The 17,497-nt window shown below is 47.9% G+C and carries 17 protein-coding genes; 14 read left to right on the forward strand and 3 right to left on the reverse strand.

Annotated elements, in window-relative coordinates; genetic code table 11:
- Positions 1-23 precede the first annotated feature (23 nt).
- The gene (locus tag ACYVF1_RS12785) at positions 24-620 is read right to left on the reverse strand and encodes a MiaE family protein (RefSeq protein WP_461079247.1); all 597 of its coding nucleotides are present in this window, start codon (positions 618-620) and stop codon (positions 24-26) included.
- A gap of 124 nt (positions 621-744) precedes the next feature.
- On the opposite strand from ACYVF1_RS12785, the gene msrA reads away from it, so the two are divergent.
- From msrA to ACYVF1_RS12810, 5 genes are all read left to right on the forward strand, one after another.
- On the forward strand, positions 745-1,407 hold the full coding sequence (gene msrA / locus ACYVF1_RS12790; RefSeq protein WP_461079249.1) for a peptide-methionine (S)-S-oxide reductase MsrA: 663 nt from the start codon (positions 745-747) through the stop codon (positions 1,405-1,407).
- Between the two features lie 138 nt (positions 1,408-1,545).
- Positions 1,546-2,238 carry a hypothetical protein gene (locus ACYVF1_RS12795; RefSeq protein ID WP_461079251.1) on the forward strand — a complete coding sequence of 231 codons (693 nt, stop codon included), beginning with the start codon at positions 1,546-1,548 and terminating at the stop codon, positions 2,236-2,238.
- A 111-nt stretch (positions 2,239-2,349) separates the two neighbouring features.
- On the forward strand, positions 2,350-3,363 hold the full coding sequence (locus ACYVF1_RS12800; RefSeq protein WP_461079253.1) for a hypothetical protein: 1,014 nt from the start codon (positions 2,350-2,352) through the stop codon (positions 3,361-3,363).
- 139 nt (positions 3,364-3,502) lie between these two features.
- Positions 3,503-4,561 (forward strand): hypothetical protein, encoded by a 1,059-nt coding sequence (locus tag ACYVF1_RS12805; protein WP_461079255.1) that lies wholly within the window; start codon positions 3,503-3,505, stop codon positions 4,559-4,561.
- A gap of 80 nt (positions 4,562-4,641) precedes the next feature.
- Positions 4,642-5,145, forward strand: coding sequence for a hypothetical protein (locus tag ACYVF1_RS12810; RefSeq protein WP_461079257.1), 504 nt, complete (start codon positions 4,642-4,644; stop codon positions 5,143-5,145).
- Positions 5,146-5,265: 120 nt separating this feature from the next.
- On the opposite strand, the gene ACYVF1_RS12815 is transcribed toward ACYVF1_RS12810, so the two are convergent.
- Entirely contained in the window at positions 5,266-6,261 is a 996-nt protein-coding gene (locus ACYVF1_RS12815) for an EamA family transporter (RefSeq protein ID WP_461079259.1), read from the reverse strand.
- Between the two features lie 135 nt (positions 6,262-6,396).
- A complete protein-coding gene (locus tag ACYVF1_RS12820; RefSeq protein WP_461079261.1) occupies positions 6,397-6,819 on the reverse strand; it encodes a hypothetical protein in 423 nt (140 codons plus the stop codon).
- Between the two features lie 99 nt (positions 6,820-6,918).
- On the opposite strand from ACYVF1_RS12820, the gene ACYVF1_RS12825 reads away from it, so the two are divergent.
- The 9 genes from ACYVF1_RS12825 (at position 6,919) to ACYVF1_RS12865 (ending at position 17,431) form a co-directional block, all read left to right on the forward strand.
- Complete coding sequence (locus tag ACYVF1_RS12825) at positions 6,919-7,824, forward strand: LysR family transcriptional regulator (RefSeq protein WP_461079263.1); 906 nt, start codon at positions 6,919-6,921, stop codon at positions 7,822-7,824.
- 62 nt (positions 7,825-7,886) lie between these two features.
- Positions 7,887-8,585 carry a hypothetical protein gene (locus ACYVF1_RS12830; RefSeq protein ID WP_461079265.1) on the forward strand — a complete coding sequence of 233 codons (699 nt, stop codon included), beginning with the start codon at positions 7,887-7,889 and terminating at the stop codon, positions 8,583-8,585.
- Positions 8,539-10,212, forward strand: coding sequence for a S8 family serine peptidase (locus ACYVF1_RS12835; protein WP_461079267.1), 1,674 nt, complete (start codon positions 8,539-8,541; stop codon positions 10,210-10,212). Before ACYVF1_RS12830 ends, ACYVF1_RS12835 begins: the two co-directional genes overlap by 47 nt.
- A 265-nt stretch (positions 10,213-10,477) precedes the next feature.
- Positions 10,478-10,846, forward strand: a complete 369-nt coding sequence (locus ACYVF1_RS12840) for a hypothetical protein (RefSeq protein WP_461079269.1) — start codon at positions 10,478-10,480, stop codon at positions 10,844-10,846.
- Positions 10,824-11,024, forward strand: coding sequence for a helix-turn-helix transcriptional regulator (locus ACYVF1_RS12845; RefSeq protein WP_461079271.1), 201 nt, complete (start codon positions 10,824-10,826; stop codon positions 11,022-11,024). The genes ACYVF1_RS12840 and ACYVF1_RS12845 overlap by 23 nt, the downstream gene beginning before the upstream one ends.
- A gap of 66 nt (positions 11,025-11,090) precedes the next feature.
- Positions 11,091-11,603 (forward strand): O-acetyl-ADP-ribose deacetylase, encoded by a 513-nt coding sequence (locus ACYVF1_RS12850; protein ID WP_461079273.1) that lies wholly within the window; start codon positions 11,091-11,093, stop codon positions 11,601-11,603.
- A gap of 14 nt (positions 11,604-11,617) precedes the next feature.
- A complete protein-coding gene (locus ACYVF1_RS12855; RefSeq protein WP_461079275.1) occupies positions 11,618-12,211 on the forward strand; it encodes an O-methyltransferase in 594 nt (197 codons plus the stop codon).
- Positions 12,212-12,515: 304 nt separating this feature from the next.
- Positions 12,516-15,761: a SusC/RagA family TonB-linked outer membrane protein gene (locus tag ACYVF1_RS12860; RefSeq protein WP_461079277.1), complete on the forward strand. Its 3,246-nt coding sequence runs from the start codon at positions 12,516-12,518 to the stop codon at positions 15,759-15,761.
- A 71-nt stretch (positions 15,762-15,832) separates the two neighbouring features.
- Positions 15,833-17,431 carry a SusD/RagB family nutrient-binding outer membrane lipoprotein gene (locus ACYVF1_RS12865; protein WP_461079279.1) on the forward strand — a complete coding sequence of 533 codons (1,599 nt, stop codon included), beginning with the start codon at positions 15,833-15,835 and terminating at the stop codon, positions 17,429-17,431.
- Positions 17,432-17,497 lie beyond the last annotated feature (66 nt).

Genomic DNA, 17,497 nt, shown 5'->3' on the forward strand with positions numbered 1-17,497 from the left:
GTAGCACTCATCACTTAACTCATTTAGTGCATTCGGTCGCCACGCACCTCCAGATTTGTCATAATATCAGCTTCGACGGCCAGAAATTCTTTCCACCGCGCCCGTACATGTTCGGCAGGCAGGTAAGTTTCAGCGAGTTCGATAAAGTTACGGTAGTGGCCCGCTTCTGAAATCATTAGTTCACGGTAGAATTTTTGCAAGCCTTCGTCGGCGATATTTTCGGAGAGGAGTTTGAAACGTTCACAACTGCGGGCTTCGATAAGGGCGTTGATGAGCAGGTTATCCATCAATTGCTCGTTCTGGTCGCCGATGGGTCGACGGAGTCGGGAACGTAGCTGATTGACATACTCATCTTTTCGTTGCCGGCCCAGCGGAATGTTACGTTTGCGCAGCTCTTTCAATACGCGCTGAAAATGCCCCCATTCTTCGGCTACAACGGGTGTCAGCGTTTCGACCAGTGCTTCTTTATCGGAATACTGCACAATCAATGAAATGCACGACGAAGCCGCTTTCTGTTCGCAATAGGCATGGTCGATTAATATATCACCGATATTCATCTCGGCAATGTTCACCCAACGGGGGTCGGTAGGTAGTTCCAGTCCTAACGTAGTGAGAGTCATTTATTCCGTCGTTAGTCAAAAATCAACAGCTAATAGGAGCGTAAAGTTAATTCCGAAGCATCAAATCGCTTGATAAATAACCTCAACAACTAGTTTTCCGTTACGTTCCTATACTGGATGATCTATGAAAATAGCCCTTTCTATATTTTTAGTAACGATTCTGGCGGGGTTGATGCTACGTTGCAACCAACATCCAGCAGACAAGAAAGCTGCAGTTATTGATGTCAATCCGGCAAAATTGCCCACGCTACGTCCTGGCGAAGCGGTGGCTACCGTTGCAGGCGGCTGTTTCTGGGCGGTTCAGGAAGAAATGCAATCGTTAAAAGGTGTTCGGGAAGCTATTTCGGGTTATGCAGGTGGCGATCTGGAATATCCAACTTATGAACAAGTTGGCACCGACCAGACGGGCCATGCCGAGACCGTTCAGGTTTATTATGACCCGAAAGTGATTTCCTACGACGTAATACTCGATGCGTTTTTTGCGGGTCACGATGCAACGCAGTTAAACCGCCAGGGGCCGGATATTGGAAAACATTATCGCTCGGCCATCTTCTACCGCACCCCCGACGAGAAGGCACGTATTGAAGCGGCCATCCGGCGGGAAAATGCGTCTGGACACCACAAGGCGAAGGTTGTTACGCAAGTGGTTCCATTCACCGCTTTTTATGCCGCCGAAGTTTACCACCAGAACTACTACCGTAACAACGATTATAACATGTATATCACATTAGTTTCAAAACCTAAAGTAGAAACGTTCCGCGAGCGAATGGAGAAGTGGGTAAAATAGCCTTCGTCAACATGATAAAAATTTCGGCCCGTCCTACGACCATTTCCGTATTCCCGTAACCGTTCGGCCTAATCTGATATTGCGGGATTAGAGCGAACCTTGTAACATTGCTACGTCTTTCACCAATGACAGACCCTTATGCCAGAAACAGACAAATCAATTGGTCGTAAAATCCTGGGTTTCTTCATCAAAGAAGAAGAGCCAGGTGTCGCTACCGGTACGTCGCCAGAAAAAGCAGCGGCCCCTCCCCGACCCGCAGCTACGCCATCGAACCAGCCATCAGCCGCTACGCCGGCCGAAACGACCGGGTCAATCGATTCGAAGTTTGCCGAGCATTTTGCTACGGTACTCGCGCAGAATAACCCGCCCGGCCCCGATTATTTCGAGTTTCGGGAAGCGTTACGTAGCTTGGGCAACCTGGGCTTGCCGGAGGATAAACAATATCAGGCTGCGTGGGCTAGTTTCAAGGCTTTGGGTGGCGGCAACGACGTAGCAAAGCTGACCAATACGGCAAATGGCTATATTGCAGCGCTGAATAAAGACCGCGAAGCCTTTGGCAAGAGCGTGGAAGCGGCTCTGAATGAGCGAGTCGGCGGTTTGCAGAATGAGCAGAAAAAACTCCAGTCGGATAACGAAACGCTGGCGAAACAACTGATCGACATTCAAAAACAAATCGACGCGAACAATACCCGACTGGCGAACATCGGTGGCGAAATCACTGAGCAAAGCGGTAAAATCACGCAGAATCAGCAAAACTACGACACTACGTTCACGCATTTTACCGAGCAGATTAAAGGCGACATCGCCAAAATGACAGAATTTTTAAAATGAAGTTTTAAGGTTACAGAGTTGTAGAGTTAAAAAGTTGGCTGACGCGCTTATGAACTCTCTAGCTCTACAACCTTACAACCCTACAACTTTATAACTCTACAACTTTTCAAAATGGCAACTCCTGATTTTTCTCAACTTGGTGGTGGATCAGAACCTCAGAAAAAGTCGTTCTGGAACCGCCCCGAAGGTATTTTGGGTATGGTTGTACTGGCGGGTATCGCTGGTTACGGTCTGATCCACCTCAATGACATTCTCGAATTTTTGATCCGTGCTACGTCGAATATCCTTGAATTGTCGCTGCTGCTGGGTGCACTGGGCGTACTGATTTTCCTCTTCACGAGCAAAGACGTCCGGACAGCTATTTTCTTCCTGTTTAAATCGCTGATGCGGAGCCTTACGGGTACGGTGATTCAGCTGAATCCCATCGCGATCATGAAAATCTACGTTCAGGATTTACGGGACAAACGCGAAAAAATGCAGGGACAAATCAATACGTTGGCGGGCCAGCTGGTGAAGCTGAACAAACGTATCAATGAAAACAACGAGGCCATTAAGCAGAAATTTGCTGAAGCCAACAAAGCGAATTCCATGAGCGAAAAGCCTGGTATGAAAGAGCAGGCCCAGTTGGCAACCATCGAAGGCGCTGGTCTTCAGGAGATGAACGAAAAACTGCTGCCGCTGCAACGTAACATGAAGCAGGTGCTGGCCTTTATGGAAAAAGTGAACCAGAGCGCCGACTACATTATCAAAGAAACCGAAATCAAAGTTCGCCTGAAAGAGACAGAATATCAGATTGTTAAGGAAAGCTCGAACGCGCTGAAGACGGCCGTGAGCATCTTCAAAGGTGACCCCGATAAGAAGTTTTACTTCGACCAGTCGATGGAATACATTCAGGACGATATGAGTCAAAAGCTCGGGGAGATGAAACGCGCCATGGATCTTTCGATGGACTTCATTAACGGCGTCGATATTCAGAACGGTATCCTGTCCGACAAAGGTGAAGCCCTGCTTGACGCCTACAACAAAGGTGAGTTCAAGATGGTCCAGCTTGATGCTCCTGCCCAGCCCGTCAACCTCGGCCCCACTCCACAGAAGGACGCAGGCTATAAGAATTTGCTTGACTAATGTGAGTTGTAAAGTTGTAGGGTTGTAAGGTTATAAAGTTAGCTGACGCTATCTAAACTCTACAACCTTACAACCCTATAACTTTACAACCCTATAACTCTACAACGTTTCAACCCTACAACTTTAAAACTCCTAAAAGATGCAACGTTTAACTGTAGCCGGTCGGCTGCTCATTACGGTCCTGATTTTAGCCGGTATCTATTTCGGATTTCGCTATTTCGGCGGCAATGCAGCGCTGAAAAAACTTCAGCCCAAAGACAAGGAATACTCGGAATCGCAAACCATGCCTCGGTCTGATGACAAAACCGCCGAGGGAAGCGTAGAAGAATCACAGGCGTCTGACAACGGCTCATCAACTGGCTCGTCGGACGAAGCCACCAGCAGCCAGCCGCAGAAGGCATTTACCTACACCGCTCCCGAACCGCAGAATGGCGTGCTGAAAGGCGTAGTGGAACTGGGAGCCAGTGGTTTTAACTCGTTTATTGTACGTATCGACGACCAGAAACGCTGGAAACTCGAAAAAGCTGAGTTCGGCAATAGTCTGGTGATAGAAAACATGGCCAGCGACGATGATGTTCGTTCGGGGTTGAAAAGTTACATCGGCAAAATGCTCGATTTCGGTGTGGGCGGACGTAACATTCATTTTGTGGTCAGTTCAGGCGCGGTGAAGGCCGAAGGCACACAAAAGATTATTAAAGCCCTAAAATCGCTCAATTATTTCGTGAATACCGTAACACCTGAGCAGGAAGGTTCACTCGCACTACGTTCCGTGTTACCTTCTCAATACGCCGATAATTCGTTCGTTACTGATATTGGTTCGGGTAATACGAAGATTTCGTGGAAAAATGGCGGTTCAACCAAAGCACTGGAAACCTACGGCTCGAAATATTTTCAGGAAGGGACTTCTGACGAAACAGTTACCAGCGAAGTACAGGCAAAAGCCAAACAGGTACCTTCTGACCATCGTCAGACCTGCTTCATCATTGGGGGTGTTCCGTTCGAGTTAGCAAAATCCGTCCGGAAAGGTAAAGAACGGTATACAGTGCTGGATGCACCTTCGGCCTATAAATTGGATAATGCGAAGTCGAAAGCGGGCCTAAATATCTACAAAGCCATCGCTGATGGCACAGGCTGTAACCAGTTTGTATTCGACTGGGACGCCAATTTCACGATTGGGTATTTGTTGACGCTCAAATAAAGAGCGAAAGAATAAATGAGTGAAAGAGCGAAATTTCTGGATGGATTTCGCTCATTCATTCTTTCGCTCATTAATTTTTCATGACCCTACGCGACGTTTTTGAGGCCATTTCGAGCCAGCCAGCTTTGCTTTTTGTGCTTCTGATGGCCGTTCCAACAAGCGCTTTTCTGGTGAATTTATGGTCGGGTGAAACGGCTGAAGAAATCTGGAAATGGCGCTACGTGTATGCTACGTTGGTGTATCTGGCCTGCATTCCGGGAGTGTTTGCCGTTACGTTAAATATCTATCTGTTTCTGTTTGAGCGGCAAAGCGTCTGGGAAATGAATCTGGGGTTGCAGGTACTTCCTATTCTGACGATGGCCGGTACGTTGCTGCTCATCCGACGTAAGATGCCTTTCAGGTACATTCCCGGTTTTGGTAAATTATCGGGCTTTCTCACCCTGATTGCCGCCGTAATGGGCATACTCTGGTTCATCGACCGGACACGTATTTACGCCATTACATACGTACCATTCACGTACATTCTGGTGGGGTTTGTGGCCCTGCTCCTCATCATCCGCTTCGCCTGGAGCCGCATATTTTAGGACATCTTCTTTGTTATACTGAGTTACAAAGCATTTTAATGTATCGTTGCCTGAGAGTGATGATACGTTAAAATGTTTTGTAACTCAGTATAACAAAGAAACTATTCCAATAAACTTATTTTACTTGTAAACCAAGTGTTTGCGAGACGTAGCAACAGATGCAATTGGTTTTGGAGACTTGCCTTCTTTTACACTCCTGTATTTCGACAGGTTTATCAGCAACACACTACTCAGGATCACCACCAGACCAATAATCTGTAAAATTGAAATAGTCTCATGGGCAAAGGCCATCCCTAAAGTCAACGCAATTACCGGATTCACATACGCATACGTACTGACCTGCGTGGCCGGACGCACCTGAAGCAGCCAGACATAAGCTGTATACGCAATCACAGAACCAAACAAAACCAGGTAAGCCATCGCCAGCCATGCCTGCGGAGCTATTTGGCTCCACTGAATGGTGTCGAACTCATGCATGAGCAAACTTCCCGGTAGAAATACCAGGCTGGCAATAATCATTTGCCAGCCAACTCCGGCAGTGGGCGCTTCTTTAGTAGGATGATATTTGGAATAAAGGGATCCCGCTGGCCAAGCCATAGCACCCAGCATCAACAATAACATGCCAACCAATTTTGACTGATCCGCCTTTTCTGCCAGCATGCTGTTTACCTGCTCGCCAAACAGAAGTACTACGCCAACAAAGCCAACACCAAGACCAATTAGTGTCGATTTACTTTTAAAATTGACACCCCAGTTCGATTTATCGAGCAGTACAAACCAGATCGGCGACGATGACACCAAAATAGCTACCAAAGCACTCGGAATAGTTTGTTCGGCCCAAATGACGATCCCATTACCCACAACCAGCAGCAAAATACCCACCACCGCCGACGTAATGATTTCTGTTTTATTAAGTAAACGCTCACCCTTAAAAAAAGCCCAGATCAGCATAATTACACCCGCAGCAAAGAACCGCAAAGCTCCCAGCAAAAGCGGTGGAAAGTCCTTAACGGCTATTTGTATAAAAAAATAAGTGGAGCCCCAGACTATATAGACAATGGCAAACGCACCCGCCACCAATAGTGGGGAAGCGTTTTTTGTTGTATTCTGACTCATGATTTTCAGATTTTCAGCAGCTCATGCCATGCTGATGCAGGAAGCCGCTTAAGAATTCCCGCATCAGCGTGGCATGAACACTCGTTTCAATTAATTCAAAAATAGAACCAGTTCATCAGTAAATAAATCCGCCAATCAATGATTTGTTTGGGAAGAATAGGTTATATATCGCTGCGATTCAACTGCCGGGATATTCACGACATCAACCTGGCGAATGACTGTCTTATGACCGTCACTAATTTCGACTCGATAGACGCCTGGCTGGCTCCCATCGAAACTAATTTTTTGATGGTACGCTTTCGGCGACCTTCCCAGGTGCGTCACTTCCAGAACGGTATCATTGGCGTCCTTAATCTTCAGCGTTATGCCTTTTGGCGTATGAACAGCCAGCATCAGGTTGATCGTTAGGCCAGTGCCCATATACGTACCAACTTCAAATGGCTGTTTTTCTACCGGGGCATCCGTTTCAGTAATCACCGATTGAGCATTGGCAGCTACGCTTACCCAAATCAGACTCAAAATCAGCGTATTTCTTAACTTGTGTGTTAGTGATTTCATAAGGGTGTTCATTAGTTTTTGATTACGGTTCAAAGGTCGCTGGTCTTGGTATATTAACAAAACGAATTATTTTTGTAGAAATCATGAAAAATATTCATCATGGAACTTCGGCATCTGCAGATGATAAAAGAGGTTGCCAAGCACGGTAATCTAACCAAAGCGGCTGATCAATTATTCCTTACGCAATCAGCGCTGAGCCATCAGCTGAAAGAAGTAGAGGGCTATTTCAGTACTCAACTTTTTATCCGCGACAAAAAGCAGATGCTCCTCACCCAGGCCGGTGAGGTTGTTTTGCAGGCCGCCGAAAAAATTCTTCAGGAAGTTGCCGAAACCCGCGCGAAAGTTCGGTGCATTACGGATAAGGAAGCGGGCGAAATTCGCCTTTGTACCCAATGCTATACGTCGTACCACTGGCTGGCCGGTTTTCTGCGCGAATTCCAGACCATCTACCCGAAAGTAGATATCAAAGTTGAACTTGAAGCTGTGACGCAAGATGCCATTAAACACTTGGCAACCAATACTATAGACGTAGCAATTACCGAGGGCGATGATAATCCGAAGTTTTCATACACGCCACTTTTTCAAGACGAGTTCGTCGCCATTGTTGCCCCCGATCATCCATGGGTAGGGCGCTCCTGGGTAGAATTCGATGAGTTTGCTGACGAAAACTACATCATGTATAATATTCCCGACGAAGAAAGCGACAACTTTATGACCATTTTCAAAAATCGTCGGCCGCGAAAGGTTCATAAAATCACGCTGACAGAAGCGATTCTGGAGATGGTCAAGGCAGGGCTTGGTGTCGCCGTCATGCCAACCTGGGTAGTCCGGCCTTATTTGCAGTTAGGTCAACTAGCGACGGTACGTATCACGGAGAAACGTATCCTGCGCACCTGGTATGCCGCTACGTTGACGAGCAAGCAACAACCGCCTTACACAACCGCTTTCATCAATCGGCTGGCCTGCTACATGAAAGAATTAGACGGCTATGCCTGCGAAGTTTAATTGCTGATTAGTTCGTTACGTAGTGTGCAGACGTCCGTCAACAAGACTTAGCTTATTTATCTATGCTGCTACGTCTTTGTTTATTGCTGGCCTGTTGCGCTACGTTGTTTATTCTCACAGCCTGTCAACCGTCAACTACTGAGCCTACTAACACCACTACTGACTACATACCTCTAGAAACAGGCCGATACGTTATTTACGACGTTCAGGAAGAACAGTACGCTCTGAATACCAGCCCGCTGCAACGCCACTACCAACGAAAAGAAGTCATTGAGAATATATACAAGGACGTAACGGGCCAAACAGCGTATCGATTACTACGTTTTCGTCGGGCAACTGAAAATCAGTTGTGGCAGATGGATTCCATATGGTCGGTGCGAATGGTCAATGATGAATTGATACGTACCGAAAATGGACTTGATTTTATTTCGTTATTGTTACCAGTACGCAACGATTCAAGCTGGGATGGAAACAGACGCAATGTATTAGGTAACGATACATACACGGCACGCAACGTAACGGGTCCTTTTTACGTACAGAATAATAAATTTGAAGATACCGTAACGGTTGTTGAACAGGATGATTCAACGCTTGTTTCACAGGATAAACGTATTAGTGTGTATGCCCGCCAGGTTGGCTTGATTTATCGTGAGCGGACAGGACTTTCGTTTTGTTCGTCAACGCCAGCCTGCATTGGTCGAAATCAGATTGATTATGGGACTCGACAGATTTACCGCATTCTGGCCTACGGTCGCGAATAAAACGTACTGGCTTTTGAGTATAGGACTGCTGATCTGCAGCACTGGTTTCGGGCAGAACCGGAAATTTCTGGTACTTCTGCGCGATAAGGCTAATTCGCCCTTTAGCGTGAGCCAGCCGGAGAAATTTCTTTCGCAACGATCCATATTACGGCGGCAGAAGCAGAATATTGCCATAATAGAGCGCGACCTTCCCGTCAATCCGAATTACGTAACTCAGCTGGAGCAGGCGGGAGCCAAAATCTGGTTTCAATCGCGCTGGCTCAATGCCGTTTTGATCGAAACAACCGATGCTACGCTGGCAACTATTCAGAAATTGTCGTTTGTAAAAGGAGTTGAGTTTAACCGATCGCTGGCTAATGCTCGCGTGGGCGCTGGTGAACGTAGTGCCACCTCAAACACAACCGATGCCGTAGGTAAGTTTGGCGAAGTAACACCCCTGAATTATGGCCTTTCGCAGACGCAGGTTTCTCAACTTGGTGTCGACAAAATGCACCAGCAGGGCTATCATGGCGAAGGTATTTTGATTGGCGTGCTGGATGCTGGTTTCCTGAATGCGAACAAAGTTAATTTCTTAAAACCACTTTTTGACGAAAATCGAATACTGGCCACCTACGATTTCGTTAAAAAAGAAACCAGCGTTTACGAAGATGATTCACACGGTCTCTCCTGTTTATCGGCGATTGCCGCTACGGCTGATAATCAGCTATATGGTACGGCTTACAAGGCTTCGTTTGTGTTGCTACGTACTGAAGATGCCTTTACGGAACAGCAAATAGAGGAAGCCAACTGGCTTTTCGGAGCCGAATATGCCGACAGTGTCGGGGTTGATGTGATCAGTTCGTCGCTGGGATACACGGAATTCGACGACCCGACGACCAGCTACACCTATGCTAATCTGGATGGCAAAACCGCCCTCTCGACCAGAGCCGCGCAGATTGCCACCGAAACGGGCATGGTGGTGGTGGCAGCCGCAGGTAACGAAGGTAGCGATGCCTGGCATTATCTGTCGGCTCCGTCTGACGCAGCGTCGGTGTTGGCTATCGGTGCTGTTACGCAGGCCAGACAACGGGCTTTATTTAGTTCATTTGGCCCTTCCGCCGATAAGCGTGTCAAGCCCGATTTGGCGGCCCTTGGTCAGGGAACAGTAATTGGCAATCCGGGTGGAACGATTGTTCAGGGCAACGGTACGTCCTTTGCCACTCCGCTGATCGCTGGTCTGGTGGCCGGATTCTGGCAGGCTAACCCCCGGCTCACGGCGACGCAGATAACCGAAACGCTACGTCGGTCGGGTAGTCAGTACAGCACCCCTGATGACCAGTTGGGTTACGGCATTCCCAACTTCGAGCTAGCCACTACGTTAGCCAAATCTTACACACAATTGCTGATTTTCCCCAGCCCCTTCAGCGACGTAGAACCGTTACGTGTGCAATGGGGCGAAATTGATGCTAACGTACCACTCGATGCTACGTTAACCAGCGTCGCCGGAAAAATTGTCTGGCAGGGTCGCTACCTTTCATCGGGAATGGCGTCGTTTGTGCTACCTGGCCCCGGTTTGTCAGCCGGTGTTTATATTCTCACGCTCATTGCAGGCGATAAAAAACGAACGACGAAGGTGTTGAAATTGTAAAAAATCAAATCTTTTTGTCATGTTTCGCGCCTTAGCCTGTCAAATTACAGTTCCTGCACTCTTTCTATAATCGTTCTTCAGTCTAGAAAATTACATACGCCTGTGTAAAGTTTTCTCGACAATATGGAAAATAAACTTTACGTTTACGATGTAAAATAAACTTTACATCACCATGAAAACAAAATGGTTGTTTCCGCACTTATACCGGTTGATTGGCTGACTACTCTTCATTCCTTCATTTCTTTTAGGTTCGGCTGCCTTATATATGGAGTTTCAATTACATATTAAAACAACTACAGTTGGCATATGGAAAATACCCGGCAAAGCTGCGCCCCAGAATCTGACCGATGAGCTTGCCGGAATAGGTATTATTATGGGCCTGATGCTGATTGCGTTTTCGCGCGAGAAAGTTGAAGACGAAATGATTAGCCAACTACGCCTGGAAGCCTTGCAATGGAGTGTTTACGTCAATTATTTTATTCTGGCCATTGCTATGCTGACCATTTACGACTCCGCCTTTTTCGACGTCATGATTTATAATATGTTCACGGTACTGCTGGTTTTCATTGTGCGTTTTCGCTGGCTTATTTTCGGAACAACTATACTACGTTATGAAAAACCGACTGAAAATTGAACGGGCCGAACATAACGTATCACAAGCCGAATTAGCCGACCGAATTGGTGTTAGTCGGCAAACGATTAATTCTATTGAAGCGGGTCGCTACGTTCCATCCACCGTACTAGCCCTGAAACTGGCAAAGGTTTTTGGAAAACCCGTTGAGCATATTTTTTCGCTCGATGACAATGATTAGCCAGGTTAGCTAATAAACAGTTCGTAAACACATTCGTTATCTGAAAAAACTCAGCCAACTATTTTTATGGCAACGATTCGGGTTATACAAGGCGATATTACCAAACAGGCCGTCGATGCCATTGTAAACGCGGCCAATACCAGTCTGCTTGGCGGTGGCGGAGTCGATGGAGCGATTCACCGGGCGGCTGGGCCTGAATTAGTTAGGGAGTGCCGAATGCTGAACGGCTGCAAAACCGGCGACGCCAAACTGACGAAAGGCTACCAATTGCCAGCACGATACGTTATTCATGCCGTTGGCCCCGTCTGGCGAGGGGGGGCACATGGAGAGCCGGATTTGCTGGCTAGTTGCTATCGTCGGTCGCTGGAAATTGCGGCTGAACAGCAGTTACGCAGCATTGCTTTCCCAAACATCAGTACTGGTATTTATGGGTACCCAAAAGACAAAGCTGCCAACGTAGCCGTGGCCGCAGTCAACGATTTTTTAACCTTACCAACATCGATCAACGAAGTAATTTTCGTTTGCTTTGATGCCGACAATCTGGCGCTGTATAATAAATTGACGAACGAGGCAAGATAAGTGACCCGTCAATCATGGACCCTTCCCGACTTACTTTTCTGGAAAAACTGGGCCAGTTCGGTCAAAACAATGATCGGCAAGCGACCCGTCGTGAAGACAAATTTCTCAATATCACGCCAGATACCGGCCCGTTTCTTTCCTTGCTTATCAAGGCAACCGGATCGACGGCTATTCTCGAAATTGGTACGTCGAATGGCTATTCTACCATCTGGCTGTCCGACGCGGTTCAAAATACCCGTGGGCACGTAACAACTATCGAACAAAGTGCGGTGAAGGCGCTTCAGGCACAGGAAAATTTCCGACAGGCAGCCGTTATCGACACGATTACCCTCCTGCAAAGTCCAGCCGAAGCGGTATTGCCTACGTTTGCTGCTGATACGTTTGATTTTATTTTTCTGGATTCCGATCGGAACCAGTACGTTGGCTGGTGGCCATTGTTATTTACAATTCTTAAACCCGGCGGCCTGCTGGTTGTCGATAATGCGGTTTCGCATGAGACTGAACTAGCCGATTTTACATTCTTGCTCTCCCAGACGCCCGCTGTCGAAACATCACTGGTCCCCCTTGGTAACGGCGAGTTACTGGTCTGGAAACAACGTAATGAATAAGCGACATCGCCAGCCGTTATAGTTCACCCTTCTAATGTTTGTTTTACGTTTCGCCGACGGTGAGCGTTCCGGTTGATACTGCCTCAACATTCTAATCTTACGGTACGAACTGATTAGCGGCCTGCTTTAATTCTGAAGTTTATTAATTGGCCAATAATTGAATCTAAAGAAGACTATCTTTTATTTATCTCATTTTTAAAAATTTTCTTTGCCATATAGACAGTTTAATAAAATCTTAATTTTAATATTACTTCCTAATTACTCCACTTCCTCATCTCATTTAGTAAACAATAACCAAAACTCTATGAAGGTAAACCTACTCCTCATGGCTTTGCTATTGCCTGTTTTTTCCTTCGCTCAATCGCGGATTATCCGGGGAAAAGTAGGCGACGCAACTAGTAAGGAAGTCTTACCGGGTACTACCATTACCGTGAAAGGCGGTACGTTGGGAACAGTAACCGACGCACAGGGAACGTATCAAATTAACGTTCCCGACAAAAACACTACGTTAGTTTTCTCATCTGTGGGCTTTCAGTCACAGGAAATCGTAGTGGGCACCAAAGAGGTGATCGACGTACAACTCGTCGCTGATACCAAACAGCTTAGCGAAGTCGTAATTACTGCAGCCGGAATCAAGCGTGATAAGAATGCGCTGGGCTATGCCGTAAGCACACTGGACGCAACCAAACTAGCGCAACGCTCTGAACCAGACCCGCTACGTGCCTTAACGGGTAAAGTGGCCGGGGTGAATATCCAGGGTTCTGGCGGAGCGGCCGGCGGAGCAACCAACATCACCATTCGGGGCAATTCATCACTGGGCAATAACAACCAGCCCCTATTTGTAGTCGACGGTGTTCCGTTCGATAACTCCAGCTTTGGCAGTACGGATGGCACAGTCGGCGGCTCTACGATTACCAACCGCGCTTTTGATCTCGATCCCAATAACATCCTGACGATGACCGTCCTGAAAGGAGCCGCTGCGGCTGCGTTGTACGGGTCACGCGCGGCAAACGGAGCTATCATCGTAACCACCAAGGCTGGCAAGAGTCAGAGCCGTAAAGGACTGGAAATCAACTACAACATAGGCTATGCTACGGAAACAGTTGCAGGCTTGCCCGACTATCAGACGAAATACGGGCAAGGCACCAACTTCGACTATCGCAGTGGCGTTTTTGGTTCTTGGGGACCTCCATATCAAGGATTTACGAGCCTGATTCCGACTCGGGCAACCATACCTCATCCTCTTACAACCAACAACCGCTACCCCTCGACGGTATTTCCGCAGTTTTACCAAGCCGATGGCACTACGCCGATTCAGGTGCCTTATGAATCATTTGCGCAGTATAACGCCAAGAATTTTTTCCGGACAGGCAACGTATTTGAAAATGCTCTTTCTGTATCGACAGGGGGCGAAAAAGGAAATCTTACGGTTGGTTTGTCACGTACCAAAAACAATGGCGTTGTTCGCGAGAACGAGATTACCCGAACGGGCATTAACATCGGCGGAAATGCCCAGCTAGACAATAAGTTCTACGTTAGCGGTTCACTAAACTACGTCAATACCGATCAGGTTTCTCCTCAGGTAACGGCGGCAAACGGCAGTGGAGCTTCCATCCTGGACATCCTGATGTTTGTACCGACCAGTTACGATTTAACGGGTTTCCCGAACACTAATCCGCTGAATGGCAACAACGTATACGACCGGGTGGGCACCGATAACCCGTATTGGTCGGTGGTGAACAGCCCCACGACCAGCAAAGTGGATCGGTATTACGGCAACATGGTGCTGGGCGTCGACCCGCTACCCTGGCTGAACGTACAGAACACGATTGGCTTTAACGCCTACACCGACCGCCGAGTAGTTGTGAATGGCAAGGGAGGTGATTATTTCCCGAACGGCAACATCACCAACGACAACATTTATCGGCAGGAGCTGGATAATACGTTGCTCATTACGGCAACCAAGCAATTGGGTGAAAACTTCGGCCTGAAAGCCATTCTCGGAAACAACGTAAACCAACGTATCACCGAACGGCAGGTTGTATTTGGCGATGGAATTATCTTTCGGGGCATCAACTCACTGAATAACACCAGCGTAACAATTCCGCGTGTGCTACCGAACAACCGCAACAATTTCAAACAACGGTATTTTGCGTTCTTCACCGACATCTCGCTCGATTACAAAAACTACGCGTTCCTGAATCTGGTGGCACGTAACGATATTTCGTCGACGCTGCCGTCGAGCAACCGGAGCTATTTATACGGCGGAGCCAGTGCCTCGCTGATTTTTACAGAAGCGTTCAAACTACCGAAAAACATACTGAATTTCGGTAAACTTCGGGCGGGGTACACGCGGGTAGGTAACGAAGCAACGCCCTATCAGACCCAAACCGTTTTCATCGCCAACCCCGTTCTGGGAGCGGGCAATACTACTGGCACGATTGCTTCTCCGTTCAACGGTCAAAGCTCGCTTACTGAATCGGATTTGCTGGCCAATGCAGAATTAAAACCGGAATTTATCACCGAACTGGAATTGGGCGCTGAACTGCAATTCTTCAATAACCGGGTTGGGTTAGACGTAACGTACTACAATAAAATCAGTACGTCGCAGATTTTTACGGTGAACGCGGCCCCTTCTACCGGCTACACGCAAAAAGTGATTAACCTGGGAAAATCGAAGAACGAAGGCGTTGAGGTGGGTTTGAACGTAACGCCTGTTAAGCTGGCGAGTGGTTTTGAATGGAATATTTCGTCAGCGTTCACCCTAAACCGGAACATTGTGCTGGACATTGGTTCGCTGAAAGAACTTCCCTACGGCGGCTTTGCAAACTTGGGTAGTGTTCACGTAGCAGGTCAGCCATACGGCATGATTCGCGGCTCAACTTACGCCCGCGACGACGAAGGAAATATTCTGGTAAATCCCAACACAGGCAAACCCATTCTGAGTGGCAAAACGACGGCCATCGGCAACCCGAATCCCGATTTTATCTGGGGTATCACCAATACGTTTAACTATAAGGGTCTTTCGCTCAATGTCTTATTTGATTGGAAGAAGGGGGGCGATATGTATTCGTTCACAGCCTACGAACTGCTGAGCCGGGGTGTAACCAAAGATACCGAAGAACGGGAAGCTATTTTGGTTGGTCCGGGCGTGCTAGGCGACGTCAATACGTTGAAACCGCTGCTAAACGGCGAAGGCAAGAAGATTCCGAATAACATCGGCATTGGCGTAGCTGACTATTACTTTACAGGTGGTTTCGGGCCGGGTGGTGCCGACGAAGTGAACGTAATGGATGCTACGGTATTCAGACTACGTGAAGTATCATTGGGATACCAGTTCCCAAAATCCTGGCTGAAGAAAACACCTTTCGGAACGGCGTTTCTGTCGGTCAGCGGGCGTAACCTCTGGTACCTGGCGCCCAACTTCCCCAAGTACCTGAACTTCGATCCGGAAGTCAGTTCACTAGGGGCCGGAAACTCGCAAGGGTTCGACTTAATCGGTATTCCGACAACCCGTCGTCTGGGCGTCAACCTTCGGTTTAGTTTCTAAAACGGTCAACCTTTTAGGTTGCTACCGCAAAAATGTTGACGGAGAACCTGAAACAACAAACATTAACTTGTATGAAATTTACTAATCTTATACGAACGATTTTGGTGCTTAGCCTGCTGGGAATAGTGGGGGCCTGCAAAAATTTCGTCGAAATCAACAGTGACCCAAATAACCCGACAACGCCGGTACTGGAGTTACTGCTACCGGCAACCCAAATCTCGATGGCGGGTAGTCTGCGAGACGTCAATCAGGGTACGTCCATCGTGATGCAGCACCTGTACACGTCCACGGCCAGCCGTAATTTTCAGGATGGCACCGACTACCAACAATCCTGGAATGCGCTCTACACGCAGGTATTGAACGATATTGAGATTGTTATCCGGGAAGGTACGCGCCTGCAACGCTGGGACTACGTAGCGATTGCCAAATTGCAGAAAGCGTACATTTACAGTATCATGGTTGACCTCTGGGGCGACATTCCGTATACGGATGCCTCGAAAGGACTAACCGTTTCTGATCCAACGTTCGAGAGTGGTGCGGCTATTTATGACAAACTCTTTACGTTGATTGACGAGGGGTTGGCAGACGCCAATAAAGGCAATTTTGCCATCCAACCCACAACCGCCGACATCATCTACAAAGGTGACAAAGCTGCCTGGATTCGGATGGGCAACTCGCTGAAATTGAAGCTCTTCAATCAGATTCGGCTCGTACAACCGGATAAAGCCAAAACGGGTATTGCTACGTTGCTCAGCAGTAACGCACCGTTGATCTCGACCAACGCGCAGGATTTTTCGTTCCGGTTCGGTACGACCGAAACTCCGGCCAACCGCCACCCCTGGCATCGGACTGAATATCAGGCGGGAAAGAGCTATTACATGAGCCAGAATTTCATCGAACGTTTGTTTGGTACCGACGACATTCGGACGCGGTACTATTTCTTCCGCCAGACGTCAAACTATACGGTCGGTTTTACACCGACTGGGAATGGTTATTTTGGTCGTTACACCGGCGATGCTACGGCCTCCCCCAACGACAACGCCCTGAAAGCTACGTGTGGCGTGTATCCGGCGGGTGGCCTGTACGACAACAGTCCCATCAATAACCTCACGGCGGCTAACGTATTCATTACCAATACGGGTGCGACTGGTTCTCCTAAAGTGGTTACGAATTCCGACGGTTCAGGAGCTGGTGTCTTTCCGTTTATCACGAACGCGATGGTGAAATTCATCCTGGCAGAAGCCGCTCTGACGATGGGCACCACTGGCGATCCAAAACAACTGTTTCAGGATGGCATTACGGCGAGCCTGAACAGCATCAATACGATTTCTACAACGTCTGGAAATTCGGCTCCTGCCATGGCTGCGGCTAGTATTACGTCTTTCGTGGCTAGTCGGGCGGCTCAGTACGATGCCGCCGATGCTACCGGCAAGTTGAACGCTGTGATGACGCAGAAATACATCGCACTGTATGGCAACGGCATAGAATCCTATAACGATTACCGCCGAACGGGCTTTCCGATTCTACCGGCACCCATCGCGCCACTCAATACGTTCCCGCTGCGTTTGGCTTATTCCGTAACCGAGTTAGCCACCAATGCGAGCGTATCAGACAAAGCGGATCAACTTCAAACCGCTCAGCAAACAACCCCCGTTTTCTGGGACAAATAACTGTTTCGGGATGCTACGTTCACTCTTATCAACGTAGCATCCCGAAACGTAACCCATTCAGGATCT

The sequence above is a fragment of the Spirosoma flavus genome (genome assembly GCF_054778555.1).

Coding starts and splice junctions, on each gene's coding strand:
- ACYVF1_RS12785 (WP_461079247.1), bottom strand. CDS start 620: ATGACTCTCACTACGTTAGGACTGGAACTACCTACCGACCCCCGTTGG.
- msrA (WP_461079249.1), top strand. CDS start 745: ATGAAAATAGCCCTTTCTATATTTTTAGTAACGATTCTGGCGGGGTTG.
- ACYVF1_RS12795 (WP_461079251.1), top strand. CDS start 1,546: ATGCCAGAAACAGACAAATCAATTGGTCGTAAAATCCTGGGTTTCTTC.
- ACYVF1_RS12800 (WP_461079253.1), top strand. CDS start 2,350: ATGGCAACTCCTGATTTTTCTCAACTTGGTGGTGGATCAGAACCTCAG.
- ACYVF1_RS12805 (WP_461079255.1), top strand. CDS start 3,503: ATGCAACGTTTAACTGTAGCCGGTCGGCTGCTCATTACGGTCCTGATT.
- ACYVF1_RS12810 (WP_461079257.1), top strand. CDS start 4,642: ATGACCCTACGCGACGTTTTTGAGGCCATTTCGAGCCAGCCAGCTTTG.
- ACYVF1_RS12815 (WP_461079259.1), bottom strand. CDS start 6,261: ATGAGTCAGAATACAACAAAAAACGCTTCCCCACTATTGGTGGCGGGT.
- ACYVF1_RS12820 (WP_461079261.1), bottom strand. CDS start 6,819: ATGAAATCACTAACACACAAGTTAAGAAATACGCTGATTTTGAGTCTG.
- ACYVF1_RS12825 (WP_461079263.1), top strand. CDS start 6,919: ATGGAACTTCGGCATCTGCAGATGATAAAAGAGGTTGCCAAGCACGGT.
- ACYVF1_RS12830 (WP_461079265.1), top strand. CDS start 7,887: ATGCTGCTACGTCTTTGTTTATTGCTGGCCTGTTGCGCTACGTTGTTT.
- ACYVF1_RS12835 (WP_461079267.1), top strand. CDS start 8,539: ATGGGACTCGACAGATTTACCGCATTCTGGCCTACGGTCGCGAATAAA.
- ACYVF1_RS12840 (WP_461079269.1), top strand. CDS start 10,478: ATGGAGTTTCAATTACATATTAAAACAACTACAGTTGGCATATGGAAA.
- ACYVF1_RS12845 (WP_461079271.1), top strand. CDS start 10,824: ATGAAAAACCGACTGAAAATTGAACGGGCCGAACATAACGTATCACAA.
- ACYVF1_RS12850 (WP_461079273.1), top strand. CDS start 11,091: ATGGCAACGATTCGGGTTATACAAGGCGATATTACCAAACAGGCCGTC.
- ACYVF1_RS12855 (WP_461079275.1), top strand. CDS start 11,618: ATGGACCCTTCCCGACTTACTTTTCTGGAAAAACTGGGCCAGTTCGGT.
- ACYVF1_RS12860 (WP_461079277.1), top strand. CDS start 12,516: ATGAAGGTAAACCTACTCCTCATGGCTTTGCTATTGCCTGTTTTTTCC.
- ACYVF1_RS12865 (WP_461079279.1), top strand. CDS start 15,833: ATGAAATTTACTAATCTTATACGAACGATTTTGGTGCTTAGCCTGCTG.